This is a genomic window from Pseudoalteromonas neustonica (assembly GCF_001653135.1).
Classification (GTDB): domain Bacteria; phylum Pseudomonadota; class Gammaproteobacteria; order Enterobacterales; family Alteromonadaceae; genus Pseudoalteromonas; species Pseudoalteromonas neustonica.
This window is the reverse complement of sequence record NZ_BDDS01000009.1, coordinates 42,213-66,979: the sequence shown is the minus strand read 5'-3', so window position 1 is coordinate 66,979 and position 24,767 is coordinate 42,213. Positions and strand designations below refer to the sequence as shown.

Sequence of the window (24,767 nt, the reverse complement as noted above, 5' to 3'; positions counted from 1 at the left end):
TATGAGCTCCGCTTTGCGTAAACCCAAATACATGACTGTGGTTTAACCCCGCAATATAAACCTGCCACAGTATCTCCTAGGAAATTTCTTTAAATCCAGCTGTAGCCTTGTGTTAATAAGGATCTTGAACAACACTTTAGCTATTAAAAATAATAGCGAAATAATAAAAGTGATTGAATCGAGGAATGCACAAATGCGTATGCTGAGCATCTATGTGATTGCTTTTACGCTGTTACTTGGCATATTTAATATTATGCTAGGGGAAGTTTTACATCAAAAAGTTCACCACTCAGGTGGGCAGTTGGCAAAGCAAGTTTATGATTTAAAAATAGATGTTATTACTGAACGAGATGTAATAGCAGCGCTTGCTGAAAATCATGGGTTTATGCTCGAACCACACGAGGCACCACTGCACTTTTCTGCATTCATGGCAGAGGAAAGCGAGGTGTTCAGTTATAAATCAGTGAGCTTAAAGCTATACCATTGGCCTTCATGGATTGTTGAAAGTTATTTATTTATCTTATTGAATCTAATATTAATAGGAGTCGCTGTATGGAGTTATCGCTGGTGGTGTGTTTTATTTAAAAGTAAGCTTAAGCCTGTTTTGAGTGCACCTCAAGATGATTTACCATTTACATTAGCTAAGTCTGTTGAAGATAAAATTGAAGAACCGCATATAGATAAAAGTAATCAAGAGCTTAAACAACTTCCGCCAGAGAACGCGCTCACAACCTTGTATGCTATACAGAATAATTATAATCATCTTTTTGCGTTATTTTACTGTGGTCAGCCATTTCCACATAATATTGATTTAGAAAACCACTTTAAGCTCGTTATTGTAAAAGGCTTTAAAGAACTGTCTAAAATTTCAGTAAAACTTCTGCCTTCAGGCGGTTTGGCTATTACCTTAGAGAATATTTCCCAGACAGATGTTGATAATTATATGAAGCGCTTACATCAAATAATATTCCAAGCTGCGCTGGTATACCGTGGTGACTTGTCCCGTAAAGATGTAAAAGTAGGTGTGTGTAATTACCGTGATGGTGCCGATCAAACGATTGTTTATCAATTAACTAAATCTGCATTAATGCAGGCTAAACAAAGTGCGTGGCAGCATATTCAACGAATTCCATTTAATTATACTCGTTCAATCGAGTTAGCTGAAGGTGCGGATACATTACCTGATTACATAACGAAGAAAAAGTTTATGTTGTTTTTTCAACCTTTGTTTGATTTGGCAACAGGCGAAATGTTACAGCATGAGGCTTTAATACGCATTAGACATAAGTCTTTAGGAATGCTATCTGCTCGACAGTTTATCCCACAGTTAACGAATGAGACAGCGATAGTGCAATTGGATCAGGCGGTTGTTGAGCAGGTAATTAAATTATTGGAAGCTGAGCCTAGCTCGTTAACGGTGAGTATTAACGTGCACCCACTTAATTGGTTTAGTCGTCAATTTTGGTTATGGTTTGATAAAAAAATGCGTAGCTTTAAAGGCTCGAATAAGCTTCAATTCGAGATTTTAGAAGATGATTTTTACCAACATCTCCCTAAACTAACGTCTGCATTGAGCGCTATTAAAGCCATCAGTGGTACTGTATTAATTGATAATGTGACCACCAGTAATAAAATAGGTTTACTGGAGCCTTATAAAATAGTGAAAGGCTTAAAGCTTAGTTTTGAGCTGATCCATAATATAGATAGTAATCTAAAACAGCAAAAAGCTGTTCGTCAAATTGTTTTGCAAAGTACACGTATTAATCTACCCGTATATGGAGTGGGAGTTGAGACACAATTGGAGCTCAATACATTAAAAAAATTAGGCGTAGTGGCGGCGCAAGGCTTTTATTTTACTGAACCACTGCAAGAATTTAATCAAGTAACATCTAGTTAGGTGTTACTTATAGAACACCCTTAAAAGTACATCAATTCGAAAAATGATTTAAATGAGTTTTCGATAGCGCAAACCCTTTAACCCCTGAAGTCCACCAGTATGTATAGCAATAATTCGACTGCCTGCGGGGAAAAAATCTTGTTCTATTAATTGCCAAAGCGCATACATCATTTTACCTGAGTAAATTGGTTCTAAAGGTAGCTGATACCGCACTTGCATCGCCTGGCAAAACTGCCAAAGTTCAGGCGTGAATTTTCCATAACCACCACCATGAAACTCAGTTAGTAATTGCCAGTTATTTTGTTCTCGTGCGGCTTGGCTGAGTATTTTTATCTCATTTATTAAATATTCCGCTTGTTTTAGCACCGCAATACCTAATACTTTAGTGGTTTTATTACTGCCTTCAATGAGCCCCGCTAGAGTGCCGCCACTGCCCGTAGGGCAAATAATATAGTCGGCCACTGGTAGGGATTGTGCCAATTCTTTTCCTCCTTGAAGGGCTGCTTTGTTTGTTCCTCCTTCCGGTAGGATGTAGGCGTTTGGGAACTGTTTTTGAAGTTGGGTAATATAATCTGTGTTATTACGCTCTTTATATTCTAAGCGGGTAACTGCATGTAATTGCATGCCGCAGTGTTGAGCAAACTGCAATGTAGGGTTATTTAGATCGAGTTCAGGACCACGAATAATTCCGCGTGTCTTAAAGTTTAGAAGCTTCCCAGCTGCTGCGCATGCATGGATATGATTTGAGAAAGCCCCACCAAATGTAAGTAATTCGTTTTTCTTTTGAGCCTGCATAGCAGATAAATTATATTTTAATTTACGCCATTTATTGCCATTTATAGAATGGTGCAGCAGATCGTCACGCTTAATACTTAAAAATAAATTTCTTTTTTTTAAGTTATCTCCATCTATTTGTTTTAACGGTGAGTTTTCATTTATCGTGCTGAGTTTTAACATTATTGCCTCTTTATTTCTTTGCAATACTTGCGACCTAGGAAATATATACAATACTTAGAAAATCGTACTAATATTTAAGTAGCTATATGAAAAAAAGGCTTTTTTCATTATTTCCATGGTTGCAGCAAGGGATAGATCCTAACTGCATAATAGGTGTTGCTACATATGCTAAAACCGTGAATGCAGTTTGTTTGAAGCAAATACAAGGCTTGTGGCAAATTGAGAAAACACATACAGAATACGTGACAGACCTTCGTGATTATACAACGGCGATTACTACCTGTACAAACGAAGTAAGTCGCCAAACATGTGCTGTTAATTTGGTAGTACCACATTATTTTTATCAAATCTTGCAGATGGAAAAGCCTAACCTGACAGATGAAGAGATTATTCAGTCACTGCCGTGGACGAGTAAAGATCTAGTTAATATCGCCCCAGAAAATATTGTCGCCGATTTTATTGATTATCCAATTGCTTTACCGATGCAAAGTAAAAAAATGAATGTGTTTATAACTGATAAGCAGCAAATAATACCGCTTATCAATTGTTTTATAGATACAGACGCCGTATTACGTTCGCTCACTTCTGAAGAAATGGTACTGCTTGCTTTATTTGGTAAAAACAAAGATGCACATATGTTGGTGGTTCAACACGCAGATACTGAACCAAGAATACTCATTGTACGAGATGGTCAGTTAGTTTTGGTTAGGCGCTTAAATGGCTTTATTGGTATTACAGATAAAGATAGTGCAGTTGTTGATGCATTAGCTTTAGAAATACAGCGTTCAATGGATTTCTTTGAATCGCAATTAAAACAACCTCCGATCCGTAGTGTGCAATTACAGTGTGACAGTTTGTCTTCATTAGCGGTGCGTGCAGAGCTTGCTGAGTTATTACAAACTAAAGTCGTCGACTTTCAACCTAATTCAGATATGGCTAAAGGTGTTGAAAAGCAGTTCTATTATGCTTTAGGTGCGGCTCTATTGATGACTAATAAGGATTAATCAGGTGAAGAATAGGATTAATTTTTATCATAAATCATTAAGAAAGCGTCGTGACTTGATGCCACTCCAAGGTGTTTTAGTTATATGGACTATTGTTGCTTTTATAGTGACAGCTAGTTGGGGAGGCTTCACATTACAAACACAACATAATAAAACTGAAAAAGATGGAAGCCAGCAACGATTAGATAGTCTGTATGTAGAGCTTGAGGCAATAAAAATTAAGCTGGCAGAAAAACAAAATAAAGACCGGTTAGTTACAAAGTTAAAGTTAATCGAGCAAGAAATAGCTCATAAGCAGCAAATATTCAGTTATTTAAAAGTAGTTAACGAATTATCGGGCACTGATTATAGCCGAATAATGATTGATTTAGCGCGTCACCATGAGCCGAGCATTTGGTTAACTGAACTGATATTTGCAGGGAAAAAAATTACCCTCAAAGGGCAAACCTCCGAATCAAGTCAACTACCTATTTGGCTAAGTAATTTAAAGCAATCACCTTACTTTGCAGGGAAAGAATTCTCAGTATTGGAGTTTAATAAAAAAGAGGATGGCATTAATGAATTTAATGTTTCATCTGAGTTAGTTGTTAAAGGGAATTCGCTATGAAGACGAATAGTAAAAAAAGTCTACGTAGTTGGCCTTTATGGGTGAAATATCAAACACGATTTGAAGCACTACAGTTACGCGAAAAATATGCCGTATTAGCTGTTGGTTTATTTTTGATTATTTATTTAGGTTGTTGGTTTTTAGTGCTTCCACAGCAAGAGTCGGCAAAATTACAGCAAGACTCGTTAAAGGCCATTAAGGTTGAGTTACAGCAGTCTCAAGTTCAGTTTGCAATGTTAGAGGAGGCGTTAAATACCGACTATACAAAAGCGCTTCGTCAACAAATAATCAATGCAGAACAAGCATTAATCGATACTGATGAGAGGTTGAGTGCGTTTAGCCAAGGCTTTGTAGCTGCTGAGAGTGTGCCTGACATGTTAAGAGGATTATTAAAAAGTCATCCGAATGTCAAAGTATTGAGCTTTAAAGTGCTACCAGCAAAAGGGGTTGATGTTGCAAAGCTAGGTGAGCAAGACGCGCAAGTTTTATTTTTTGAACATCAAATGATTTTGACGTTAGAGGGCGAGTACTTTGGTCTGCAAAACTATCTTGAATCACTTAAAAAAAACCAAGAAAAGTTGTTGATCCAAGAGTTTAATTATCAAGTGACAGCATATCCAAATGCTCAATTAACCATACAGTTAGCAACGGTAAGCGCGAATGAAAAATTTCTTTCACTGTAGTTTATGGCTGATATCAATATGCGCCAGTGTAGCTGCGGTTGCACAAACTTTAAAAGATCCGACTAGACCGCAAACCATTACAACAAAGGGAAGCGGGAATGTGTTGACTGGAAATTTGATATTGCAGTCAATAATAAAGAAACAGCAAGGGTATAAAGCAATTATTTCTGGGCAATTATATGCCATTGGCGATCAGATAGATGGCTACAAAGTGCTAGCAATAAACTCTAAAAGAGTCGTACTAGCGAATGATAACAAGCAAATAAAATTAGATTTATATGACTATGACATTAAAAATTAATTTTCCCCACAAGTTGGCTGTTTTATTGCTGTTACCTATTATTTTAAATGGTTGTCACAGCTTTTCACCAGGTAAAGGGATCAAGCCTCATATCGAGCAAGAGTTAAAAGCACTTCCAAATAAGACGCCTACAGTTGCACCGTTAAATGTACCTGAGGAGCTAGCTCAAAGCCTATTATCTTCAGTGGGCCCTCAGCAGAGTTTAAATAACGAGCTTTCGGTGAAGCGTTTTGAAGTATCTGCTAATAATGTTGATATACGAGCCTTTTTTGCAGGTCTTACGGACGATACACCTTACAGTGTTGCAGTACACCCAGAGGTAAGTGGAACAATTAGCTTAACCTTAAAAAGCGTAACATTTGATGAGGTTATTACCGTTATTAAACGAATGTATCCGCTTGATATTATTAACGAAGGGCGAATTGTACAGGTACTTCCCGCAAAAATGCGCACCGAAACTATTCCGGTTAATTATTTAATGATGAAGCGAAGTGGCCAATCTACAGTCAGTGTTGTTGCTGGTGGTGTGAGTCAAATGGCGGGAAATAATAGCTCAAGATCAAGTAACAACTCAAGTGATAGTGACCAGCAAAATGGCCAATCCAGCAATAATCAGAATATTGAATTGAATGGCTCTCGTATACAAACCACAAATCAAAATGATTTTTGGAAAGACTTAGAGATCGCTTTAAAAACACTGGTTGGTACTGGAGAGGGGCGTTATGTTATTGCCAGCCCTCAGGCAAGTTTAGTGACTGTAAATGCCTTGCCAAGTGAAATTATGCAATTGAAAGATTTTTTACGCCAAAGCCAAGAAAACTTGCAACGACAAGTTATTTTAGAAGCGAAGATTGTCGAAGTGACTTTGAAAGATGAATATCAACAGGGGGTTAATTGGAATGAAATTGCAAGCTCTATAGGTAGTACGAGTTTGTCATTTGCAACAACGGCCGCAGGGCAAATTAGTAACAGCATTTCAGCCACGCTTGGTGGTGTTTCAAATTTAGTTATCAATAACGCTGATTTTACAGGTGTGATTAGCTTATTAGAAACCCAAGGCGATGTACAAATGCTATCAAACCCAAGGGTAACAGCAACTAATAATCAAAAAGCAGTAATTAAAGTCGGTCAGGATGAGTACTTTGTTACTAATGTTTCAAGTACGACGGTTACAGGTAATGCAACAACAACAACACCAGAAATTGATTTAACACCATTTTTCTCAGGGATTGCATTAGATGTTACACCGCAGATTGATAAATACGGCTCAGTCATTTTACATGTTCATCCGTCTGTAACACAAACAGAGGAACAGCAAAAAGTAATTACTTTGAATAATGACGAATTTATCCTACCGCTGGCGCAAAGTAATATTCGTGAATCTGATACGGTGATCCGTGCTCAAAGTGGTGAAATTGTGGTGATCGGTGGTTTAATGCAAACGATCACAACGGATGAAGAATCAAAAACACCGCTACTAGGCGACATACCATTATTTGGTAATCTTTTTAGAAGTGTGCGTAAGCGTCAAGAGAAGAAAGAGCTAGTTATTTTATTAAAGCCAACTGTTGTAATGCCTGATACGTGGAAGAAGCAACAAGCTCGCAGTCGCCAATTACTTAATACTTGGTATGAGAATTAATCATGTATTTGAGCTTTTTCAATCTAAGTGAAATGCCTTTCACCTTAACCCCAAATACCGAGTTCTTCTGTGCTCTGGCACCGCATAATGAAGCGATGCAAGTGTTGCTTACGGCGCTAGAAATGGGGGAGGGGTTTATTAAAGTGACGGGCGAAGTTGGCACTGGGAAAACGCTTTTATGTCGTAAATTGTTAAATCAAATAGAGCAAGATTTTACGGTAGCCTATTTACCAAACTCTTACTTAAACCCTGATGAACTACGCTGGGCATTAGCTGTTGAGTTAGGGATGGATCTAAATAAAGAGCTCGATCAGCAAGCCCTAAGCCAATTAATTAATCATCATTTATTAAGTCTGCAACAGGCCGGGAAAAAAGTGGTGTTACTGATCGACGAAGCACAGTGCTTGAGCTGGGATACGCTAGAAGCATTACGTTTATTTACTAATTTAGAAACCGAGAGTGAGAAGCTAATTCAGGTTGTACTATTTGGGCAACCTGAATTGGATGAAAAACTAGCGAATAGCCGTGTTCGTCAGTTGCGTCAACGGATTGGTTTTTCCTATCAATTACGTGCAATGACACCTGCTGAAGTTGTGTATTACATAAATCATAGGCTACAAGTTGCAGGTTTTAATGGGCCACAACTATTTACGCAGCAGTTAGGGTTACGCATAGCAAAAGCTAGCCGTGGGGTCCCGCGTTTGGTTAATGTGCTTTGCCATAAAGTACTGTTGCAAGCCTACGGTGAAGGGGTGAATGAAATAAAGATGCTGCACATTTACAGTGCGGTAAAAGACACTGAAGATTGCCAAAATACGCACTTAATAAATTATTGGAGTTACATAGTTGCCAGCTGCAGTATGTTAGTGATTGCAGGTATTTGGTTTTGGAGGCAGTGGCTATGAGTGTAATTAATTCGATGCTTAAAAGCATAGAGCAGCGTGAAAGTGGTGCAACACTGCCGTTTGCGCAAAAAAGTATTGTCGTTGCCCCCATTTATGATTACCAAACAATTGCACTGAAGTGTGGGGTCGTTTTAATCGCAATCACAGCAATTGTATTGGCTTATATTTATCTACCAACGGCTGATAAAAAAATTAAGCGTGTAGATTCAATTGTAGAGAGATCAGCAACCAAAGTAGCTATCGATCCATTAATTAAGAGTGAGGTATTAGATAAACCTAACACGTTAGTCACCGCTGGTAAAAATAAGCTTATGAATTCGGCATCTTATGTAGAGGAAAAAGCATTAGTTAATGATAGTGGGGCTAATCAGGTTACACGTTTTCAAAAGCCAGCAATAAACCAACAGCCAATGATGGAAAGTAATAGTGAGTCAGGGGGGCCTGTTGCAGCCGTAGTATTGAAAAGCAGTGCACCTGAAATAGTGAATGCTGCAATCAGTAAACCGATGATTAATAGCTCTGAAGATACCTTTAGCATCAAAAAGGCTTCAGTAATAACGACCATGGATCAGCAAAATTCAGCCTTGTTGGCACAAGCCAGAAATGCGCTAGAGTTTGGTTTACAACAAGAGGCTACGGATGATCTGGTACTTATTTTGCAGCGTGACCCTGAGCATATTGAAGCGCGTAATTTATTGGCGGCAAGTTACTTTTTACAGCAGGACATTCTTGCTGCGCAGAGTATTCTAGAAGAAGGCATAGGGTATGATCCTAACGTGTTGCACTGGCGCGTATTGCTCAGCAAAATTTACATTACTCGACGTCAGTACAGTATGGTTTTACAGCTTCTTGGCGATGAGTTTGAACCGCAAGCAGATAATCAATTTTGGACTTTAAAAGGCACTGCTGCGCAGCAACTAGAGGAACATGATGTTGCATTGCGATGTTTTGAAAAACTAACTCGATTACAGCCGCAAGAAAGTAAGTGGTGGTTAGCACTGGCAACCTCTAAAGATGCGCTTGGGGATTACCAAAACGCAAAGCGTTATTATCAAACAGCTCTTAAAATGGGAGGGTTGAGTCCGGTAATACAAAGCCATGCAGAGCAACGCTTGTTAGCGATCAAGGAGGTATCATGAGACCTAGTTTAAGAATGCGTTTGGGGGATCTTTTAGTTGATGAGCAGATGATCACAGAAGCGCAACTAAGTGAGGCTCTTAATGCGCAAGCTGCAACGGGGCGTAAACTCGGTGCAACGTTAATCGCACTTGAGTTTATTAGTGAACCTCAGTTACTACGATTTTTAGCCCAGCAACTTAAAGTGCCATTTTTAGATATTTCACAACGCAAAATATCCCCAGAAGTGTCTAAGTTGCTATCAGAGGTTATGGCTAGGCGTTACCGTGCACTTGTAATTGAAGATAATGGCGACTCAGTACTTATAGGTATGAGTGATCCGGCTGATTTAAGAGGGTTAGATCAACTAGGGCCAATATTTGCACCAAAAAGAATTGATTTGGCGGTAGTGCAAGAAAGCCAAATTATGGTTGCATTCGATAATGTCTATCGTCGTACGGAAGAGATAACCAGCTTTGCGGAACAGTTACATGAAGAGTACGAGGATGTTGAAGAATTTGACTTAAACTCTCTCGGTGATGATTCTTCAGATGCAACTGTTGTTAAATTACTACAGTCTATTTTTGAAGATGCAGTACAAGTAAGGGCATCGGATATCCATATCGAGCCAGATGAAAGTATGTTGCGTATTCGCCAGCGTGTTGACGGTGTATTACAAGAGCACATATTACATCAGGTGAAAATTGCCTCTGCATTAGTATTACGTCTTAAGTTGATGTCTGGCTTAGATATATCAGAAAAACGTCTACCACAAGATGGCCGATTTAATATTAAAGTTCATACACATAGTATTGATGTGAGGTTATCCACGATGCCGGTGCAGTATGGTGAATCGGTAGTTATGCGGTTACTTGATCAATCAGCTGGATTACTAACTTTAGATGAAACAGGTATGCCGACGCATATTTTGAAACGCTTGCGCAGTATTTTAAAGCGCCCCCATGGGATGATTTTAGTTACAGGGCCGACAGGGTCCGGGAAAACGACCACTCTTTATGGGGCGCTAAGTGAGCTTAATCAGCCTGAAAAGAAAATTATTACAGTTGAAGATCCTGTTGAGTATCGAATTGGCCGTATTAATCAGGTGCAAATAAAAAACAAAATAGGGCTCAGTTTTGCCAGTATTCTACGCACTGCATTACGCCAAGATCCTGATATTTTGATGGTTGGTGAAATGCGAGATCAGGAAACCGTAGAAATTGGCTTAAGAGGTGCATTAACAGGGCACTTAGTCTTATCAACGCTACATACCAATGATGCGATCACCAGTGCAATGCGTTTAATTGATATGGGCGCGCCAGCCTATCTGGTTGCCAGCTCATTACGTGCCATTATAGCTCAACGGCTAGTAAGGCGAGTATGTGAAAACTGCAAAACGCAATACCACCCTGATCATCAAGAAACGAGTTGGTTAAAGTATTTGAAAGTTGATGTTGCTAATAGTCAGTTTTGGTGTGGGAAAGGATGTACTGCGTGTAACCATACGGGCTATAAAGGTCGTGTTGGGGTGTTTGAGCTACTGGAAATGGATGACGCCATGATGGATGCATTACGCCAAGATGATACGCAAGGTTTTTCTGACGCGGCTAAAAATAGCGCTCAATTCACACCTTTATCAAGCATGGCACTAGAGTATGCAAAACAGGGCCTAACCACATTGGATGAAGTGTTTAAAGTTGCTGAATATATCCCTGAGATAATAGGAGATGACGATGCAACTTTATAGCTACCAAGCTAAAGATCATAAAGGAACATTAGTAAAAGGCAAGCTTGAAGCGGTCAATCAAGCCGGCGTAGCTGATAACTTAATGCGTCGTCAATTTATACCAATAACGATCACACTGATCGAGCGTGAAAATGATATTCAATTTCCAGGTTTACAACTATTTAAACAAAAAGTAGGCCTTGACGACATGATTATGTTTTCTCGGCAAATGTATTCATTACTCAAAGCAGGCATACCTATAATTCGTGCCATTGTTGGGTTAGCAGATACTACACAAAATAAAGAGTTTAAAGCGGTTTTAACTGAGGTTATTAAGCAGTTAGAGCAAGGTCGAGATTTATCTAGTGCAATGAGCATGCATAATAAAGTGTTTAGTCGTTTGACTATTTCGATGGTGTTGGTGGGCGAAGGTTCAGGGCGTTTAGAAGATGCTTTTTTACAACTTGCTAATTATTTTGAAAAAGAACAAGACACACGAAAACGTATTAAAACAGCGATGCGTTACCCTATTTTTGTTATCGCAGCTTTAGTGATAGCCATGGTGATTTTAAACATTTTTGTAATCCCCACATTTGCCACTATGTTTGCTCGATTTAATGCTGAGTTGCCTTTGATGACGCAGATATTAATAGGAACCAGCCACTTTTTTGTTAACTACTGGTGGTTACTATTATTGATAATTGCAATGACTATTTTTTTCTGGAAGCGCTACTTAGCGACTGAACAAGGTTTGTATAACTGGGATCACTACAAGTTAAAAATCCCTTTTGTAGGCCATATTATTCATCGCTCACTTCTTGCTCGTTATAGCCAAAGCTTGGCTATGGTACTGCGCTCAGGTGTACCGATGACTACAGGCTTATCGCTTACAGCACAAGCCGTTGATAATAGTTACATGGAAAAAGCTATTTTATCTATTCGTCAGGAAATAGAAAAGGGCGATAGCTTATTGCGAGCTTCGCGTAGTAGTGAGCTGTTTTCGCAGCTGGTATTACAAATGGTTGCAGTGGGTGAAGAAACAGGCCGTGTTGATGAAATGCTACAAGAGGCTGCTGATTATTATGAGCGAGAAGTTGATTACGATTTACGTAGTTTAACTGCGAAGATAGAACCTATTTTAACTGTATTTGTTGCCATTATGGTCCTTATTTTAGCGTTGGGTATATTTATGCCGATGTGGAATATGATTTCAGCAATAAAGGGGGGGTGATAATGCTCAATATGGCGCAACACAATAATGGTTTTTCACTGTTTGAAATGGTTTTAGTTGTGATTTTGTTGGCCGTAGTTATGAGTGTAGCTGTACCACAATTTATGAATGTTAAAGAGCAGGCTCATAGTGCAAACATTGATGCTGTAGCGGGTGGTTTTGCCAGCGCAGTCGGGTTTGTCAGAGGGCAATGGGAATTAGAAGCACGACCTAAAGGTAGCGCTGCTTCACGGTTTGTTACTTATATTAATTATGGAGGTGTGGTTGTAGGAGTTGATGGTGAAACAGGTACTCCTACCAGTGATGAAACAGAGCAAAAAGACACACGGGCATTAGCAATGAGTAGTGCAAGATGCCAACAGGTGCTGAATGTGATTTTACAAGATGCGCCAAGCAATACCCTAAGTAGTACAGTGTCAGAGGTTAAAGATGTACGTTTTTTAGTAAGGTACGACGCAGATGCGTTGCAGTGTATCTACTATCTTAGTCATTCTTTAGATGCTGAAAATATCCCTAAGAATGGTAAGCAATTAATTGATACCAAAGGGTTTTCGTACTTTCCTAAAATAGGCAAAGTGCAAATTTTTAAATCTTAAGTAATAACAAAAGAGGCTTACTTATGAAAACGCAATCAATGAATAGCAATGAAATGAACAACCAAGCAGGTTTTACCCTAGTAGAATTGATCATTGTGATCGTGATCCTTGGCATACTTGCGGTAACGGCTGCTCCGCGCTTTTTGAACTTACAAGGCGATGCAAATGCATCAACACTTGAAGGTTTGCAGGGCTCTATTCGCAGCGGTATGAACATCGTTAATGGTAAATCAATAATCTCAAGTGATCATAAAAAACCAACCGCAACAGTAACGGTTGATACAGGCGCTGCAGTTGATACTATTTATGGTTATCCTGCTGCGAGTACTGCTGCATTTGAAGCTTTCTTAGATGTTGACTTTGCAACTGGTGATGCGGGTGACTTTAACTTAGACGACACGACTAAAGCCGCTACTGGAACTGCAATTATTTTTCCTAACAGCTATGTAAGCACAGATGATTGTCGTATTGAATATACACAAGCTAAAGACTCTAACGATGGTACCCCGCCAGTCAAAGTTGTGGCGCCAGTATTAACAATTATACTTACAGGATGTTAATCATATAGATGGGAAGCTCGACTAAGCAACGATTGCGTGGCTTTACTTTAGTTGAACTGATAATTACTTTGGTTATTTTGGGTATCCTGTCGGTAACGGCAGGGCCCAAATTCTTAGGTAGTTCAACCGAAGACGCCTATTCATATCGTGATCGCGTATTGGCCGCACTACGCACAACTCAATTACGAGCGATGCAAAACAGTGCAATAGCGAGTTGCCATAAGTTATACATAAGCGCAGTGTTAATTGCTGGGCCAACAACAGATACATGCAATGGAGGAGCGGATCCTAACAACCAAGACGATTTGGTAGTGAAGATAGACACGCAACGTAGCGAAATAGTATTTACTGCGTTAGATGGTCAAGGATCGCTATTTACTGAAATTAATTTTGACCCATTGGGGCGAAGTGATCGAAATTGCAACAATACATGTCGAATAGATGTAGGGTTAGCTGGTGTATGTATTAGTGGTGAGGGGCTGATTTATGCGTGCCCTTAATACGGGTTTTACCCTTATTGAGCTAATCATTAGCATTGTTATTTTTGCGATAGCCCTGACAATTATTACCGGTTTAATTGCGCCGCAGGCGCGTCAAAGTGCGGATCCTATTTTACAGTTACGTGCTAATGAATTGGGTCAATCATTAATGAATGAGATCCAAAGTAAGGCATTTGATGAGCATAGTGAACGTGCGCCGCCGTTTAGACGATGCTCAGAGAGTGGTTTGGCTGCACCAAATTGCACCGTTGTAGCCGATTTAGGTGCCGATAGCGGAGAAACCCGGACTACGTATGATGATGTGGATGATTATTTAGCACTCAATGCTCAGCCTATAACAAATAGCTTAGGTGAGCAGTTAACGCAGTATCAAGATTTTAGTGTTGCCGTTACTGTGGTTTATGACAGTGACCGTAATAGTACAACCGTAAATGATGGAACAACATTAAAGCTCATCACACTTATTGTTAGTGCTCCAAATGGAGAGCAATATGGGTTTAGTGCTTATAAAGGTAATTACTGATGTTTAGCTTTATAAAACAATGCGGGTTTACCCTTATAGAGTTATTAATAGTCATGGTGATTGTGGGGATATTAGGGGTTACTTCGGTTGCTTATATTAATGCGGGGGTAAATATCTACAGCCAAGGTGTTGAGCGTCAAGAAGCCGTTGCACAAGCACGATTTATGCTAACACGCTTAGCTAAAGAGCTACGGCACGCCACACCAAACTCTCTTCGGTTACAGTGTGAAGGAGGGTGCACATTTGATCAGTGTCTTGAGTTTATTCCTTTCCAATCAGCGACTCATTATACCGGCTACCTACCAACGTCAGCCCCTTTTAATGTTACAGCGGTAGACTTCGAATTAAATAATTTAGCACAGCCAACAATTGGAAATTGGGCCACTGTATACCCATTACACCACAGTGATTTATACGATGTAGCAAACAATAAACGATTACAAGTAACAGGGTTTGTAAGCTCAACAACGAGCGAGCTGGATCAATGGCAATTTAGCCAAGCATTTATGCAAGAGTCGTCATCAAAGCGTATCTATTTACTGGCTGAGCCTGTGAGCTTTTGTGTTGAAGGTAATGCCTTATATCGATACCAAGATTATGGTTTTAATGTAAACCAATTAAATGCAGTACAGCTACAGGCAAGCAGTGGGGTAAAACGAGATTTACTTGCGCTTCATATAAGCAACAACTTAGTTAGCAATGAGTTTTTCAATTTAGATGATGCAGCGTTAACACGTAATTCTGTATTAAATATTCATGCAATTATGACGTTTAATGATAGTGAAGCAATGATGTTTAATCATGAGGTGCATATACCCAATGTACCTTAAAAATAATAGGAATCAAGCAAGTCAAAATGCCGCTCGTCAAAAAGGTAATTTACTCGTTGTTACACTGGTGATTATTGTTGTATTTTTGATGTTGGGCTTAGCGCTAGTGAAAATACTTTCTGCATCAGCACAACAAAATATTATTGAGTATTATGGCGCTCGTGCTTATATGGCTGCCCAAAGTGGGTTAGAAAATGCTTTAACAGAGCTTTTCCCGTTAAATAACCCTGCACAGAATTGCGCGGCAGTATCAACGACGCTAGCTTTGCAAGTAACTTATCTTGAAAACTGTGTGGTTACACTCAGTTGCAAGCAATACTTGGCTGTGCCAGATAGTAGTAATAGTGCTGGTACTGTTAGTATTTTTTATCTGCAAAGTACGGCTATTTGCGCCCCTATTGCATGCGCCATTGGTGAGGCTTGTCGAAAAGATTATTGGCAAACACAACGTACATTGAGCGTTGAAGCGAAGACCTTACCATGATGATTTACCGTACATTAATACTATTAGGATTGCTATGCTGTAGTTGTGTGTGTGTAGCCGCAACGCCAAAAATAGAAGGCCGCTTTATTGAACTGCAAGACACGTATGTTTCACCTATTTGGACCAAAATAAATTTTCAACAAGAATATGATGTTCCGCCTGCGGTGTTTATGCTTTCGACCAATCAAGGCGGTAACCCTGCAATAGTACGCATACGCAATGTGACTACAACTGGCTTTGAAGCTCTACCACTTGAACCTACAGGAGAAGATGGTGAGCATATTACCATGGGGGCGCATTATTTAGCGGTTGAATATGGCGTACATGAATTCCCTGATGGCACAATCATGGAAGTTGGTAGTACAGATATATTGCTTGAAATTCAATATGGGCCTCAATCTAATTATGTTTTGCCGAAGAGCTATAAAGGCGTTACCTTCTCGATGCCATTTACTACACGGCCAAATTTTTTTCATTCACTACAAACAATCAATAGCTTGGAAACAACTCCTCCGAGAGATGCGTTAAGACCATTTTTAACCGTGGCTGTTGAAACTAATTCATTAACATCAGTGGGAGTAAATATAGCGCTTGAAGCATCAGAGACAAGTAGTGGCTTAATCAAAAGCGAGACAATTGCCTACCTTGTTGTGGAGCCAGGAAGTAACCGTACTTTTGTGGATGATAATCAAGTCGAAGTGTTATGGGAGAGTTTTTTCACTGGGTATAAAGTGGATGGTTGGAGTGATGGTTGTAATTACTTTTACTTTAATAATGACTTTGACGTAGCCCCTTTAGTTGTCGCAAGTAAGAATAGTCGGGTTGGTGAAGATGGGGGGTGGTTACGTAGTTGTAATTTAACACGAACTCGGCTGGGTATAGTGGTTGATGAAGATAGAGATGGCGATAGGGAGCGTAATCACCCAAATGAAGAGGCATCTATTTTAGCCATGACGAGTACGTTTGTATCCAACGGGGACATTTTGAGTTGTGATACGCTCTTTCCAGGGGCTATTGCTACATACAATAATGGACAGATTCAACTTGTTCAAGGCGTTACGGTTACAGACAACAATGCGAATGTTTTAACAACAATGAATTACATTTCAACTGCGATTACTAATATTCCTTTATGCAATGGTCAGCCTTGTGCTGCAAAGGGAGAAAATTCGCTGACCGCAGGGCAAGCTTCACGGGTGCCTACAATAGCAAATGATGGCTCATCTGGAAGTGCCATACCAACGAGCTTAGCGGGTGATTACTTTTTTGATGAATTGCAAATAACGATGGTCGAACCTGAATACAGAGTAACAAAGCCCACCCGAATATTTGTGCAAAATTCAGACTCAATATTATCAACCGCTTTTTTAACGGTCGCTAATACGAATATAGTTATTGAAGATGGTGCGTATTTGGCTATCTACATTGATGGTGCTGTATCGATTGGAGCGAGTGTTGACTTTAACGCATTTTTAGTCGCAACGGGAGAGGTGCGTATTGCGCAAGAAGTACAGTATACGGGTATGATTACCTCTGGCACTGAGATTATAGCAGAGCAAAGCTCTTCATTTACGGGAACACCAGTACCGAATAATATCCCCGGTTTTTGTGGAATTACACCACCAGTATTATTAGATCATTACCGCATATCCATGAGTGATAACAAGGGTTTAACGTGTCAGGCTAAAGAAATGACGCTTACAGCATGTGCGAATGATGCATGTGATGTGCTTTATGCTGAAGAGTCTACACTCGATCTTTCGCCAAGTACTAGCGGGTCACAAAGCTGGGTTACAGGGGAGAACATAACATTTACAAGCATGACAGATATACGCTTTGCTAAGCGTACGGCTGGTCAAGTGCAATTTGGTTATAACTTAGCTGATCCATCAGCGCCGTTACGTTGTTATATTGGGGGTATTAATGTTGGCCTTGGTGGATGTAAAGTCACGTTCTCTGATGCAGGGTTTATTTTTAGAAATGACAGTGACAATAACACCTTAATACCTACTCAGTTATCAGGAAAACCTTCTGATACAGGCTTTAATGCTAAACAGTTAGCGATACAGGCTGTTAAAACCAACACAACAACAGGAGTCTGCGAAGCTGCTTTTCCTACCGATGGAGAAGTTGCAATTGATTTGGCTTATAGCTGTAGTTCGGGGTCTGTTTGTAGTGATGAGTTGGCGCTTGTGAATAACGGTAATACGCATGCAATTGGGCAAAGCTATCAAGCGGTACCACTAAAGTTTAGTAGTGAATCCAAAGCTGAGATTACCATTAATTACCCTGATGCAGGACAGGTAAGCTTAAATACTAGGTTAAACTTGATACTGGATCCTGCAACCAATCTATCAGTAAGCTTAGCGGGGAGTTCAAATGAATTTGTTGTTAAGCCATTTGGCCTTGCTATAAACTTTCCTAATGACGGCAATAATGCATTTGCAAGTGATGCAAACGGCAGTTTATTAAAGCTCACTGGTGAGCCATTTTCATTGAAAATGAATGCGGTACAATGGCTTGTTGGACAAGATAACAACAATGATGGTTACCCAGATGATTATTCAGTAATAAACAGCAATGCAATCGCTAAACACTTTATTGGTGAGTCACCCAATGTGACACCTTCCACCTTATTACCTTCGGGCGGAGTATTAGGTAATCTAGACGTAGATACACTATCCGCGTTTACTGATTCGGGTAGCTTAAGTGAATCCCTATCACAATATAATTATGATCAAGTCGGGATTATTGATTTAGCTGTGGGCTTGCAAGATGGCGATTACTTAGGTGCTGGAGATGTGCGAGGTGAGATCACCAATGTTGGCCGTTTTGCTCCATCTCAATATGTATTACAAGGTATTCAAGCCGCTGCTCAATGTACACGTTATGGCAGTAATCAAACCTACTTAAGTGAGCCATTTTCACTTGGGTTTACAGTACTCGCTCAAAATCATAAAAATCAAACAATGAAAAATTATGTGGGTGGGTTTATTAACTCAAATATCGTAGTTAATGCTGAAAACAGTGAGGCCGGTAATTATGTATCCGCACTTGATTTAACACCAAGGCTGCAGAACATAGACTCACCAGCATGGGGGAGTACACCTGCAGACGCTGGACAATGGCAATTAAACGACCTCGACACCATTTTGGCACGCCAAGAATTTAATGACCCAGATGGGCCTTTCGAAAGTGTAAACCTTATGGCAACACTAACAGGGCTTGAGGGGGCTGCTTTAATGGGTGCTAACGATAACCCAATAATTGCGGGGAGCTGTGTGGCAAATTGCGATAGCGTTAGACTTAATAGTGCACCAATTAGTTTTCGGTTTGGGCGTCTGGATTTGGGGAATAATGCAGGTTCTGACTTAGATGATTTACTCGTACCAATGGAGATGCAATATTATAATGGTACTGAGTTTGTTCGTAATGCCAATGATAACTGCAGTGTATTTACGCACCCTGAAATAAGTCAAATTTCACCGGCATTACCTGTTCTTAATTATGTTTACAGTACAGGCAATAGTGGTGTCTTTGAAAATGGTAGTTACCCAAATACTAACGGAATTTATGCGCAACCTCAGGGTATTGGTATTTTTATAATTGAATACGATACTGAAAATTGGCTTGAGTGGGATTGGCAAGCTGATGCTAGCCAATTAAATCCTAGAGGAATACTTCAATTTGGCAGTTTTAGAGGAAATGACAGAGTTATTTACTGGCGTGAAGTCCGATAATAGTAGTATGTCCAGTCAATCTCAAGATACAGAATTCAGTGTTTCACAGGGGATGGCTATCAAGGTGTGATTTTACAAAAATGGCAACGCCTGTGAAGCATCCTATAGAGAAGCTTAAAAGCAGATTTATACTGCGTTACTGTTATGAGAGACTAATTTTAATAAGGGAATAGCCATTATTTGCAATCAATGCCTTGTTTAAATCACTTTTAATTCCAACTGAAGCTCGCATCTTGAGGCTAATTAGGTATAAACTCAGATAATTTTTGAACAAAGCTTGTGTTTTGCCTTGCAAGTACATAGCATAAGAGTTTAATTATAAAAAATAAATAATGACCAAATAATTGCCGCTTTTTGGGAATGGAATATATGCGAATTGCTCCTTTATCTCTGTTAATTTCAGCAAGTTTGCTTGCATCAAGTGCGTTTGCACAAGATACAGCGACGGTAACTGGGATTGAATCTGAGATCAGTATTAAACAAGCTGAATACGATAACTCTACACAGATACTTGAAAAACATTTAAAAGAAGAAAGTCAGTTACAAAGCCAACTTGATTTATTGCGTACTCGTTCAACTGCACTCGATAAAGAAAAGAACCAAGCACTTGATGCAATGAACGAGATGTACCGTCGTTTAATTGATGATCCAACGCTTGATATCAGTACCGCACAAGCACGTTATCAACAAGCCGTGGTTGATCATAAACAAAATAAAGATGATATAGCGATGCAGTTGGCGGCAATTGCATCCCACCGCAAAGATATTGAACAAATTCGCGTAGCTAAACATACCCAGCTAAACACGCTTGAAAGCTTAAAAGAACAATTAACAACAGCACGAGTAGAGCGCTTGCGTAACGAGTTTACCCGCGAGGGAACGTTAGAAGTTAATCACACCATCAACTGTAAGCGTACAGAAACGCTAGCAGCGTGTGAGCAACGCGGTCAGCAAATGGGTTTACAAAAAGCAACAAAACGCTTCGTAGATCAAATATTTGCAAACCTAACTGAAGAGCGATTGGTTGAACCAAAACGCAATATGGCTGGTGCGCAAGTACAAATATTAAGTAGCCATGTAGTAAATAGTGCATTCAGTGGTCAAGGTAATTACAACGTAAATTTAAGTGTTACCATGCGCGGAGATGTTAATAGCAGCCGTTTATGTAACTTATTAAGTGTTGATAATCGCTATTGTTCTGAGTACGGCACACCACTGAGCACACCTTATCAAGCAAGTTACGGTACTAGCTACTCAGATAGTCAGTTAACATTCAGTGATAGTAAGGATAATGACGTAGTTTCAGTGTCGCGTTTAAATACGCAGTCGGTTCGAGACTACTCAGTAAAGCCAATGTTGATGCCAAAAGTTGATCCATTGGTTGTTGATAACAACAAAAATAGAATGGTTGAACTAACACTGCGATCAAATGTATTTGATGATGAAGTGTTTATTGATGGTGTGAGTTTTGGCTCAACACGCTTAGCGACTACTTTGCCAAGTGGCGTACATGATGTTGAAGTACGAAAACAAGGTTACCAATCATATCGTGTGCGTGTTGATTTGCGTAAACCGCAAACCATTCATGCCAAGTTGGTAAAAAAGCCTGAGTCGATTGCTGCACCGACATACACTCGAGAGCAACGAAATACAGCATCTACGACTACAGCGGTTGGCAATGCAGCCGGTGCGGCTGTGGTTGTTATTCCAGCAGGCACGTTTGAAATGGGTGATATCAATGGCAACGGACTTGCTAATGAGCGTCCTGTTGTTGAGAAAACCATAGCCAACTCATTTGCAATGCAAAGCAAAGAAGTATCAGTCGGTGCGTATAAGCAGTTTGTTACCAATAGCGGTTATAAAACAGAAGCTGAACGCAATCGTGGCTGTGCGTATTATTTAAATGGTGAGCCAGTTTGGGAAGCTAATTTAAATTGGCGTAACCCTGGCTTTGAGCAAGGCAATGATTATCCAGCTGTATGCTTAACCTATAATGATGCTAAAGCATATGCTGATTGGTTATCAGGTCAAACAGGCCAACAATATCGCTTACCGAATGAGGTTGAGTGGGAATATGCAGCTCGAGCGGGTACTAAAACCGAATACCCATGGGGTAATGAAATCGGTAAAAATTTAGCCAATTGTGGCTGGTGTGGTAGTGAATGGTCAAACAAAAGTGCATCACCGACAGGTGCTTTTGCGCCAAACGCATTTGGTCTCTACGACACCGTAGGAAATGTATGGGAATGGACTCATAAGTCAGCTCAGCAATCGGATGTAACAGTTCGAGGTGGTGCATGGAATTTTGCACCGAGTTTAGCTCGCGCTTCAACTCGTTTGATTTTAGCGCCGGACTTTCGTGCAAATTATATCGGTTTTCGCTTAGTACGCGAGCGATAAAAATAATTTAAAAAGGAAGCAATGCTTCCTTTTTACCCAATTAACAAAGGTAGCTGCGCTTTGTATTACTGAAATAATTCAGTATGTTAAAGTAGAGTCAGCTAACATAAGAACGTTTTCAAAGGTCATCCAGCCTCATGTTTAAAAAGCTCCGTGGTATTTTTTCAAACGATCTATCGATCGACTTGGGTACAGCCAATACCCTTATTTATGTTAAAGACGAAGGCATTGTCCTTAATGAACCATCTGTTGTTGCGATCCGTCAAGAACGCGCTGGTGGCCCTAAAAGTGTTGCCTCAGTAGGCACCGAAGCAAAGCAAATGCTTGGTCGTACTCCAGGTAATATTAAAGCGATCCGCCCGATGAAGGATGGCGTAATTGCTGACTTTTATGTAACTGAAAAAATGTTACAGCATTTTATTAAGCAAGTTCATAACAACAATTTTATGCGTCCTAGCCCACGTGTACTTATATGTGTGCCATGTGGTGCAACTCAGGTAGAAAAACGTGCAATACGTGAATCTGCAATGGGGGCGGGTGCGCGTGAGGTATATTTAATTGAAGAGCCAATGGCGGCTGCAATTGGTGCGGGTTTACCTGTGTCAGAAGCAACGGGTTCAATGGTTGTTGATATCGGTGGCGGTACAACTGAAGTCGCAATTATCTCACTTAACGGCGTAGTGTATTCATCATCAGTGCGTATTGGTGGCGATAAGTTTGATGAAGCAATCATTAATTATGTACGTCGTAATTTTGGTAGCTTGATTGGTGAAGCGACAGCTGAAAACATTAAGCATCAAATAGGGTCAGCTTTTAAAACTGATGAACCGATTGAAATTGAAGTGCGTGGTCGTAACCTTGCTGAAGGTGTACCGCGCTCATTTACGCTTAACTCGCACGAAATTTTAGAAGCACTGCAAGAGCCATTAATGGGAATTGTAAGCGCTGTAATGGTGGCACTTGAGCAATCACCACCAGAGCTTGCGTCAGATATCTCAGCTAAAGGTATGGTACTAACAGGCGGTGGTGCACTGCTTAAAGACTTAGATCGTTTATTAATGGAAGAAACAGGTATTCCGGTAGTGGTTGCTGATGATCCATTAACGTGTGTAGCACGTGGTGGCGGTAAGGCACTTGAGATGATAGACATGCATGGTGGTGACGTATTTAGCTACGACTAATGAAGTTAATGTTTGGGCGTGCCATCTCTTTGCAACTGCGACTTTTTGTCGCAGTGCTGTTGAGTATCATGCTGATCGTAGGCGATCGTTATACACAAGGCGGCACAACGGTTCGCACCAGTTTAAATACGCTAGTCAGCCCATTATTGTATTTAGCTAATTTACCCTATGAAGTTTTTAGCCTTGGTGCTAAAAGCTTGCATACGCGTGATCAACTACTAACCGAAAACGAAGCATTAAAACAAAAGCAATTACTGCAAAGTGAACAACTTCAGCAATATCAATTTTTAGCCAAAGAAAATCAAAAACTGCGGGCATTACTTGGCTCTTCAGCTAAACAAGCTAACCGTAAAATCATTGCACAAGTACTGTCAGTTCATTCAAACCCATATAGTCACCAAGTGGTGATCAATCGCGGTGCGATTGATGGTGTTAGTGAAGGACAAGCTGTGATTGACGAAATGGGCGTGGTAGGTCAACTTACAAAAGTGGGATCAACAACCTCTCGTGTACTTTTAATGACAGATACGACCCACGCAACACCGGTGCGCATTTTACGCAATGATGTGCGCACTGTCGTGGAAGGTGTAGGGAAAATAAACTCAGTAAAACTCTCCCATGTACCGCATAGCCTAGATGTACGTTATGGTGATGTATTGGTAACATCAGGTCTTGGTGGCACGTTTCCTGAAGGATATCCTGTTGCAGTTGTGACAGAGATAAACCGCGATGAAGGGCGTCCGTTTGCGCAAGTATACGCGGAGCCAATTGCTCAGCTAGACCGAATTCGCTTATTAGTGATCTTATGGCGTAGTCAACAGGAAATTATCAGCGATGAATAGCCGACACACATTACTTATCGGCTTTAGCATCTTTTTTGCATTGATTATGGCACTGATGCCGTTGCCGTTTTCATTTGAACCATTTCGTCCAGACTGGGTTCTACTCGTTTTAATGTACTGGTCATTGGCGGTTCCGCATCGTTTAAACATTGGTACTGCTTGGGTGGTGGGACTCTTAATTGATTTAGCATCAGGCTCGCCATTAGGTGTAAACTCACTCACTTACTCAATTTGTATTTTTGTTACTGCGAGTAATTTTCAAAAAATCCGTAACTTCTCGATTTGGCAGCAAGCAATATTGGTTGGGCTATTTTTAACGCTTTATCATTTAATGCAATTTTGGCTGAATCACTTTTTAATGGATGTGTATTTTAATCCGCAATACTTATGGCCAGTGGTTACTGGCATGCTAAGTTGGCCATGGATTTTCTTGCTGCTGCGTAAATACCGTCGTCATTTCAGGATCCGATAATGCAAACCGCCATTTATTTAGCGTCAGCTTCTCCAAGGCGCAAAGAATTGCTAACTCAGCTAGGCATTGAATTTTCGCAATTTAGTGTGGATGCCAACGAAAGCCAGTTAAGCAACGAATCTCCACGTGAGCTGGTTGAACGTTTAGCGCGCTTAAAAGCTCAAACGGGCGTGACCATGGGTTACACCGATCGCCCTGTATTGGGCAGCGACACTGTCGTGGTTATCGATAATCAATCGCTAGGTAAACCACTGGATAAAGCGGACTTTATGGCAACGTTAAAGCGTTTGTCAGGGCGAGAGCATCAGGTGCTAACCGCAATAGCATTTGCTACGCCAGAGCGAGTAATGAGTTGTGTGGTAACAACACAGGTCAGCTTTAAAACATTATCAGATCAAGAGTTAGAAGATTACTGGCAAAGTGGCGAACCACAAGATAAAGCCGGTGGTTATGGTATTCAAGGGTTAGGTGGTCGATTTGTAACGCATATTTCAGGTAGCTATTTTGCAGTTGTAGGCTTACCTTTATATGAATGCGAAAAATTATTAAGCGAATTCTTAAGTAGGTAAC

General features: G+C 40.2%; 23 protein-coding genes. 22 read left to right on the top strand and 1 reads right to left on the bottom strand.

The features are described 5' to 3' along the window. The first annotated feature begins 124 nt into the window (after positions 1-124). Entirely contained in the window at positions 125-1,897 is a 1,773-nt protein-coding gene (locus tag A7967_RS13925; RefSeq protein WP_157601484.1) for an EAL domain-containing protein, read from the top strand. 48 nt (positions 1,898-1,945) lie between these two features. Here the strand turns inward: A7967_RS13925 and A7967_RS13920 are convergent, their stop codons facing one another. After that, positions 1,946-2,854, bottom strand: coding sequence for a 1-aminocyclopropane-1-carboxylate deaminase/D-cysteine desulfhydrase (locus A7967_RS13920; RefSeq protein ID WP_054204853.1), 909 nt, complete (start codon positions 2,852-2,854; stop codon positions 1,946-1,948). An 86-nt stretch (positions 2,855-2,940) separates the two neighbouring features. On the opposite strand from A7967_RS13920, the gene A7967_RS13915 reads away from it, so the two are divergent. The 21 genes from A7967_RS13915 to A7967_RS13815 all read left to right on the top strand — a co-directional run bounded on the left by A7967_RS13915 (position 2,941) and on the right by A7967_RS13815 (position 24,766). Beyond that, positions 2,941-3,858: a hypothetical protein gene (locus A7967_RS13915; protein ID WP_054204852.1), complete on the top strand. Its 918-nt coding sequence runs from the start codon at positions 2,941-2,943 to the stop codon at positions 3,856-3,858. Positions 3,859-3,862: 4 nt separating this feature from the next. Next, positions 3,863-4,465 carry a PilN domain-containing protein gene (locus A7967_RS13910; protein WP_152960621.1) on the top strand — a complete coding sequence of 201 codons (603 nt, stop codon included), beginning with the start codon at positions 3,863-3,865 and terminating at the stop codon, positions 4,463-4,465. Continuing rightward, complete coding sequence (locus A7967_RS13905) at positions 4,462-5,148, top strand: type II secretion system protein M (RefSeq protein ID WP_054204850.1); 687 nt, start codon at positions 4,462-4,464, stop codon at positions 5,146-5,148. Before A7967_RS13910 ends, A7967_RS13905 begins: the two co-directional genes overlap by 4 nt. Then, positions 5,126-5,449 (top strand): hypothetical protein, encoded by a 324-nt coding sequence (locus tag A7967_RS23225; RefSeq protein ID WP_064435812.1) that lies wholly within the window; start codon positions 5,126-5,128, stop codon positions 5,447-5,449. The genes A7967_RS13905 and A7967_RS23225 overlap by 23 nt, the downstream gene beginning before the upstream one ends. After that, the gene (gene mshL, locus A7967_RS13895; protein ID WP_054204849.1) at positions 5,433-7,091 is read left to right on the top strand and encodes a pilus (MSHA type) biogenesis protein MshL; all 1,659 of its coding nucleotides are present in this window, start codon (positions 5,433-5,435) and stop codon (positions 7,089-7,091) included. Before A7967_RS23225 ends, mshL begins: the two co-directional genes overlap by 17 nt. Positions 7,092-7,093: 2 nt before the next feature. After that, positions 7,094-7,996, top strand: a complete 903-nt coding sequence (locus tag A7967_RS13890; protein ID WP_054204848.1) for an ExeA family protein — start codon at positions 7,094-7,096, stop codon at positions 7,994-7,996. Next, positions 7,993-9,135 (top strand): tetratricopeptide repeat protein, encoded by a 1,143-nt coding sequence (locus A7967_RS13885; RefSeq protein ID WP_054204847.1) that lies wholly within the window; start codon positions 7,993-7,995, stop codon positions 9,133-9,135. Before A7967_RS13890 ends, A7967_RS13885 begins: the two co-directional genes overlap by 4 nt. Continuing rightward, a complete protein-coding gene (locus A7967_RS13880; RefSeq protein ID WP_054204846.1) occupies positions 9,132-10,859 on the top strand; it encodes a GspE/PulE family protein in 1,728 nt (575 codons plus the stop codon). The genes A7967_RS13885 and A7967_RS13880 overlap by 4 nt, the downstream gene beginning before the upstream one ends. Further along, positions 10,846-12,069 (top strand): type II secretion system F family protein, encoded by a 1,224-nt coding sequence (locus tag A7967_RS13875; RefSeq protein ID WP_064435811.1) that lies wholly within the window; start codon positions 10,846-10,848, stop codon positions 12,067-12,069. Before A7967_RS13880 ends, A7967_RS13875 begins: the two co-directional genes overlap by 14 nt. 11 nt (positions 12,070-12,080) lie before the next feature. Beyond that, complete coding sequence (locus A7967_RS13870) at positions 12,081-12,665, top strand: prepilin-type N-terminal cleavage/methylation domain-containing protein (RefSeq protein WP_244507104.1); 585 nt, start codon at positions 12,081-12,083, stop codon at positions 12,663-12,665. Between the two features lie 23 nt (positions 12,666-12,688). Beyond that, on the top strand, positions 12,689-13,225 hold the full coding sequence (locus tag A7967_RS13865; protein ID WP_054204843.1) for a prepilin-type N-terminal cleavage/methylation domain-containing protein: 537 nt from the start codon (positions 12,689-12,691) through the stop codon (positions 13,223-13,225). An 8-nt stretch (positions 13,226-13,233) separates the two neighbouring features. Continuing rightward, entirely contained in the window at positions 13,234-13,725 is a 492-nt protein-coding gene (locus A7967_RS13860) for a type II secretion system protein (protein ID WP_054204842.1), read from the top strand. Then, a complete protein-coding gene (locus A7967_RS13855; RefSeq protein WP_054204841.1) occupies positions 13,712-14,248 on the top strand; it encodes a prepilin-type N-terminal cleavage/methylation domain-containing protein in 537 nt (178 codons plus the stop codon). The genes A7967_RS13860 and A7967_RS13855 overlap by 14 nt, the downstream gene beginning before the upstream one ends. Then, on the top strand, positions 14,248-15,078 hold the full coding sequence (locus A7967_RS13850; protein ID WP_054454805.1) for a PulJ/GspJ family protein: 831 nt from the start codon (positions 14,248-14,250) through the stop codon (positions 15,076-15,078). The genes A7967_RS13855 and A7967_RS13850 overlap by 1 nt, the downstream gene beginning before the upstream one ends. Further along, positions 15,068-15,562: a hypothetical protein gene (locus A7967_RS13845; RefSeq protein WP_054204839.1), complete on the top strand. Its 495-nt coding sequence runs from the start codon at positions 15,068-15,070 to the stop codon at positions 15,560-15,562. The genes A7967_RS13850 and A7967_RS13845 overlap by 11 nt, the downstream gene beginning before the upstream one ends. Continuing rightward, positions 15,559-19,302 carry an H-type lectin domain-containing protein gene (locus tag A7967_RS13840; protein WP_064435810.1) on the top strand — a complete coding sequence of 1,248 codons (3,744 nt, stop codon included), beginning with the start codon at positions 15,559-15,561 and terminating at the stop codon, positions 19,300-19,302. Before A7967_RS13845 ends, A7967_RS13840 begins: the two co-directional genes overlap by 4 nt. A 369-nt stretch (positions 19,303-19,671) precedes the next feature. After that, a complete protein-coding gene (locus tag A7967_RS13835; protein WP_054204838.1) occupies positions 19,672-21,702 on the top strand; it encodes an SUMF1/EgtB/PvdO family nonheme iron enzyme in 2,031 nt (676 codons plus the stop codon). 137 nt (positions 21,703-21,839) lie between these two features. Beyond that, positions 21,840-22,883, top strand: a complete 1,044-nt coding sequence (locus A7967_RS13830) for a rod shape-determining protein (protein ID WP_016709506.1) — start codon at positions 21,840-21,842, stop codon at positions 22,881-22,883. Continuing rightward, positions 22,883-23,725, top strand: a complete 843-nt coding sequence (gene mreC, locus A7967_RS13825; RefSeq protein ID WP_170173838.1) for a rod shape-determining protein MreC — start codon at positions 22,883-22,885, stop codon at positions 23,723-23,725. Before A7967_RS13830 ends, mreC begins: the two co-directional genes overlap by 1 nt. Next, positions 23,718-24,197, top strand: coding sequence for a rod shape-determining protein MreD (mreD, locus tag A7967_RS13820; RefSeq protein ID WP_054204837.1), 480 nt, complete (start codon positions 23,718-23,720; stop codon positions 24,195-24,197). Before mreC ends, mreD begins: the two co-directional genes overlap by 8 nt. Continuing rightward, positions 24,197-24,766, top strand: a complete 570-nt coding sequence (locus A7967_RS13815) for a Maf family protein (protein ID WP_064435809.1) — start codon at positions 24,197-24,199, stop codon at positions 24,764-24,766. Before mreD ends, A7967_RS13815 begins: the two co-directional genes overlap by 1 nt. The last annotated feature ends 1 nt before the right edge of the window (position 24,767 follow it).

What these genes read in the sequence shown, in the direction of transcription:
- A7967_RS13920 (WP_054204853.1), bottom strand. Translation starts at nt 2,854, where the DNA reads ATGTTAAAACTCAGCACGATAAATGAAAACTCACCGTTAAAACAAATA.
- A7967_RS13915 (WP_054204852.1), top strand. Translation starts at nt 2,941, where the DNA reads ATGAAAAAAAGGCTTTTTTCATTATTTCCATGGTTGCAGCAAGGGATA.
- A7967_RS13905 (WP_054204850.1), top strand. Translation starts at nt 4,462, where the DNA reads ATGAAGACGAATAGTAAAAAAAGTCTACGTAGTTGGCCTTTATGGGTG.
- A7967_RS23225 (WP_064435812.1), top strand. Translation starts at nt 5,126, where the DNA reads ATGAAAAATTTCTTTCACTGTAGTTTATGGCTGATATCAATATGCGCC.
- mshL (WP_054204849.1), top strand. Translation starts at nt 5,433, where the DNA reads ATGACATTAAAAATTAATTTTCCCCACAAGTTGGCTGTTTTATTGCTG.
- A7967_RS13890 (WP_054204848.1), top strand. Translation starts at nt 7,094, where the DNA reads ATGTATTTGAGCTTTTTCAATCTAAGTGAAATGCCTTTCACCTTAACC.
- A7967_RS13885 (WP_054204847.1), top strand. Translation starts at nt 7,993, where the DNA reads ATGAGTGTAATTAATTCGATGCTTAAAAGCATAGAGCAGCGTGAAAGT.
- A7967_RS13880 (WP_054204846.1), top strand. Translation starts at nt 9,132, where the DNA reads ATGAGACCTAGTTTAAGAATGCGTTTGGGGGATCTTTTAGTTGATGAG.
- A7967_RS13875 (WP_064435811.1), top strand. Translation starts at nt 10,846, where the DNA reads ATGCAACTTTATAGCTACCAAGCTAAAGATCATAAAGGAACATTAGTA.
- A7967_RS13870 (WP_244507104.1), top strand. Translation starts at nt 12,081, where the DNA reads ATGGCGCAACACAATAATGGTTTTTCACTGTTTGAAATGGTTTTAGTT.
- A7967_RS13865 (WP_054204843.1), top strand. Translation starts at nt 12,689, where the DNA reads ATGAAAACGCAATCAATGAATAGCAATGAAATGAACAACCAAGCAGGT.
- A7967_RS13860 (WP_054204842.1), top strand. Translation starts at nt 13,234, where the DNA reads ATGGGAAGCTCGACTAAGCAACGATTGCGTGGCTTTACTTTAGTTGAA.
- A7967_RS13855 (WP_054204841.1), top strand. Translation starts at nt 13,712, where the DNA reads ATGCGTGCCCTTAATACGGGTTTTACCCTTATTGAGCTAATCATTAGC.
- A7967_RS13850 (WP_054454805.1), top strand. Translation starts at nt 14,248, where the DNA reads ATGTTTAGCTTTATAAAACAATGCGGGTTTACCCTTATAGAGTTATTA.
- A7967_RS13845 (WP_054204839.1), top strand. Translation starts at nt 15,068, where the DNA reads ATGTACCTTAAAAATAATAGGAATCAAGCAAGTCAAAATGCCGCTCGT.
- A7967_RS13840 (WP_064435810.1), top strand. Translation starts at nt 15,559, where the DNA reads ATGATGATTTACCGTACATTAATACTATTAGGATTGCTATGCTGTAGT.
- A7967_RS13835 (WP_054204838.1), top strand. Translation starts at nt 19,672, where the DNA reads ATGCGAATTGCTCCTTTATCTCTGTTAATTTCAGCAAGTTTGCTTGCA.
- A7967_RS13830 (WP_016709506.1), top strand. Translation starts at nt 21,840, where the DNA reads ATGTTTAAAAAGCTCCGTGGTATTTTTTCAAACGATCTATCGATCGAC.
- mreC (WP_170173838.1), top strand. Translation starts at nt 22,883, where the DNA reads ATGAAGTTAATGTTTGGGCGTGCCATCTCTTTGCAACTGCGACTTTTT.
- mreD (WP_054204837.1), top strand. Translation starts at nt 23,718, where the DNA reads ATGAATAGCCGACACACATTACTTATCGGCTTTAGCATCTTTTTTGCA.
- A7967_RS13815 (WP_064435809.1), top strand. Translation starts at nt 24,197, where the DNA reads ATGCAAACCGCCATTTATTTAGCGTCAGCTTCTCCAAGGCGCAAAGAA.